The 1,569-nt window shown below is 52.3% G+C and carries 12 tRNA genes and 2 rRNA genes; all 14 read left to right on the top strand.

What is annotated here, in order from left to right:
• Positions 1–9 precede the first annotated feature (9 nt).
• Positions 10–126: ribosomal RNA gene (gene rrf / locus AN619_RS15270) — 5S ribosomal RNA — on the top strand.
• A 5-nt stretch (positions 127–131) separates the two neighbouring features.
• Positions 132–206: transfer RNA gene (locus tag AN619_RS15265), tRNA-Asn, on the top strand.
• 9 nt (positions 207–215) lie between these two features.
• Positions 216–290, top strand: a tRNA-Glu gene (locus tag AN619_RS15260).
• A gap of 63 nt (positions 291–353) precedes the next feature.
• A tRNA-Asp gene (locus tag AN619_RS15255) sits at positions 354–430 on the top strand.
• A gap of 9 nt (positions 431–439) precedes the next feature.
• Positions 440–514: transfer RNA gene (locus AN619_RS15250), tRNA-Thr, on the top strand.
• A gap of 7 nt (positions 515–521) precedes the next feature.
• A tRNA-Tyr gene (locus AN619_RS15245) sits at positions 522–606 on the top strand.
• Positions 607–611: 5 nt separating this feature from the next.
• Positions 612–686, top strand: a tRNA-Gly gene (locus tag AN619_RS15240).
• Positions 687–690: 4 nt separating this feature from the next.
• Positions 691–767 (top strand) — tRNA-Arg (locus AN619_RS15235).
• 9 nt (positions 768–776) lie between these two features.
• Positions 777–852: transfer RNA gene (locus AN619_RS15230), tRNA-Lys, on the top strand.
• Positions 853–939: 87 nt separating this feature from the next.
• Positions 940–1,028, top strand: a tRNA-Ser gene (locus tag AN619_RS15225).
• Positions 1,029–1,035: 7 nt separating this feature from the next.
• A tRNA-Ile gene (locus tag AN619_RS15220) sits at positions 1,036–1,112 on the top strand.
• A gap of 17 nt (positions 1,113–1,129) precedes the next feature.
• Positions 1,130–1,206: transfer RNA gene (locus tag AN619_RS15215), tRNA-Pro, on the top strand.
• A gap of 5 nt (positions 1,207–1,211) precedes the next feature.
• Positions 1,212–1,287, top strand: a tRNA-Phe gene (locus tag AN619_RS15210).
• Positions 1,288–1,503: 216 nt separating this feature from the next.
• Positions 1,504–1,569, top strand: a 16S ribosomal RNA gene (locus AN619_RS15205); the annotation flags it as partial.

Here is a 1,569-nt window from a genome sequence, read left to right as displayed (position 1 = left end):
TAACACACATCCAGTGACAATGGCGAAGGGGATACACCTGTTCCCATACCGAACACAGAAGTTAAGCCCTTCAGCGCTGATGGTACTGAGGTGGAGACGCCTTGGGAGAGTAGGTCGTTGCTGGATAAGATTCCAGAGTAGCTCAATGGTGGAGCACCCGGCTGTTAACCGGTAGGTTGTGGGTTCGAGTCCCACCTCTGGAGCCAGTATGCTAAGGCCCATTGGTCAAGCGGTCAAGACACCGCCCTTTCACGGCGGTAACCCGGGTTCGATTCCCGGATGGGTCACCAATCTAGAAGCAAGAGGCGAGAAGCGAGAGGCGGGAGAAAGATCCGACATCTTGCATCCAATAGGGCCCGGTAGTTCAGTTGGTTAGAATGCCAGCCTGTCACGCTGGAGGTCGAGGGTTCGAGCCCCTTCCGGGTCGCCAATTTTATATGCTGGCGTGGCTCAACGGTAGAGCAGCTGACTTGTAATCAGCAGGTTGGGGGTTCGATTCCCTTCGCCAGCTCCAAAACCATGGAGGGATTCCCGAGTGGCCAAAGGGGGCGGACTGTAAATCCGTTAGCTCAGCTTTCGGTGGTTCGAATCCACCTCCCTCCACCAACCATGCGGAAGTGGCTCAGTGGTAGAGCATCGCCTTGCCAAGGCGAGGGTCGCGGGTTCAAATCCCGTCTTCCGCTCCAACGTGGGTCCATAGCTCAGCTGGATAGAGCAACGGCCTTCTAAGCCGTGTGTCCGGGGTTCGAATCCCTGTGGGCTCACCATTTAGACATGACCCATTAGCTCAGCAGGTAGAGCACTTGACTTTTAATCAAGGTGTCCCGCGTTCGAGCCGCGGATGGGTCACCAATCTAGAAGCAAGAGGCGAGAAGGGAGAGGCAAGAAAAACAATGGTTTTATCCTGCTTCCTGCATCATGTATCTGGCCTCTAAATAGGGAGAGGTGTCCGAGGGGTTTAAGGAGCTGGTCTTGAAAACCAGTGACTCCGAAAGGGGCCGTGGGTTCGAATCCCACCCTCTCCGCCAAAATGATGGGCCTTTAGCTCAGTTGGTTAGAGCGTCCGGCTCATAACCGGTAGGTCCGGGGTTCGAGTCCCTGAAGGCCCACCATCTATATGAATACATTGCGGGGTGTAGCGCAGCTTGGTAGCGCATCTGGTTTGGGACCAGAGGGCCGCGGGTTCAAATCCTGCCACCCCGACCAAACATGCCCAGATAGCTCAGTCGGTAGAGCAGGGGACTGAAAATCCCCGTGTCGGTGGTTCGATTCCGCCTCTGGGCACCATTTATTTGCATAACAAACATCATTGCTATTTGTCATCAAGAAGTCTTAGAAAGAAATGGATGAAAATCATCTAAAAATATACTTGACAGTACGTGAAAATTTATGGTATACTAGTCTATGTCACAGCGATAATAAAAGAAATGCGAATTATTAATTTGGTCTTTGAAAACTACACAGTGTAAGAGGAAAGCCAGCAAGCAAAGAGAAGGAAGAATTTGATTTGAGAGTTTGATCCTGGCTCAGGATGAACGCTGGCGGCGTGCCTAACACATGCAAGTCGAG

Source organism: Thermotalea metallivorans (assembly GCF_001562415.1).
GTDB classification, from domain to species: Bacteria; Bacillota; Clostridia; order Peptostreptococcales; family Thermotaleaceae; genus Thermotalea; species Thermotalea metallivorans.
This window is presented reverse-complemented; position numbering and strand designations above follow the sequence as displayed.